1 protein-coding gene is annotated in these 1,002 nt (G+C 45.5%); it reads left to right on the top strand.

Features of this window, described 5'->3' with window-relative positions; translation table 11 throughout:
* Positions 1-896: IS66 family transposase (locus Selli1_RS18210; protein WP_281874515.1), on the top strand; the 896-nt coding region annotated here is incomplete at its 5' end.
* Positions 897-1,002 lie beyond the last annotated feature (106 nt).

The following is a 1,002-nucleotide window of genomic DNA, read 5'->3' on the forward strand; positions in this document are numbered from 1 at the left end:
AAAATAAATATAAGCTTCACTATATCTACCGTCAGTTCACGATAGATTTTTTCAGCATGGATTTATCTACCCTGCCAAAGAACGCTTCTTCCCTGAAATTCAGTAAGCACAATGCACACGTCATGTCTCTGTGTCTGACGCTGCACATCAACCTTGGTCTGTCACTTCGCAAAACCAGCCAGGCCCTCAAAGATCTCTATAACATCCAGATCTCCCATCAGCAGATCGCCAATTACTGCAAAACTGCCGCTGTCTGCATCAAGCCTTTTGTAGATCAGTATCCCTATCACAAAGGGGAGACATTTATCGCCGATGAAACCTACATCAAAGTCCGCGGCATCAAAACCTACGTCTGGCTCATTATGAACGCTGCCTGCCGTTCCATCATCGGTTATCAGGTATCCGATAACCGTGGAGTTGGTCCTTGTATCCTCGCCATGCGTATGGCCTTCCGGGGGCTGAAAACACTCCCGGAACACTTTCAATTCATTGCTGACGGCTACAGTGCTTATCCCCTTGCCGCCATGGAATTCGCCAGGAAATTTGACAAGAACTTTACTTTCCAGATCACTCAGGTCCTGGGACTTACCAACGACGATGCTGTGTCAAAAGAATACCGTCCGTTCAAACAGATCGTGGAACGGCTGAACCGGACCTATAAGGCTTCTTACCGGAAAACAAACGGCTTTGACAACATCGAAGGTGCCAACTACGACCTGGCTCTCTGGGTTGCCTATTACAACTTCCTGCGTCCACACAAGCGTAACAATTATAAGGTGCTTAATGATGTGGAAATGCTCCATAATGCCGACAACATGCCCGGAAAATGGCAGCTTCTCATTTTCCTTGGCCAACAGACGATTCTGAATATGCAGTGGTCCTATGTCAAGATTTAGCGCAAGTTAAAATGAGAAATTTATCCTCATCTTAACTTACTAAGAGCAGTTCGTTTGTCTGTGTCTGCTCATATAGTTTTTCAAAGTCATTTGGTGACATGTAATC

Source organism: Sellimonas catena (assembly GCF_027924685.1).
Classification (GTDB): Bacteria; Bacillota; Clostridia; order Lachnospirales; family Lachnospiraceae; genus Sellimonas; species Sellimonas catena.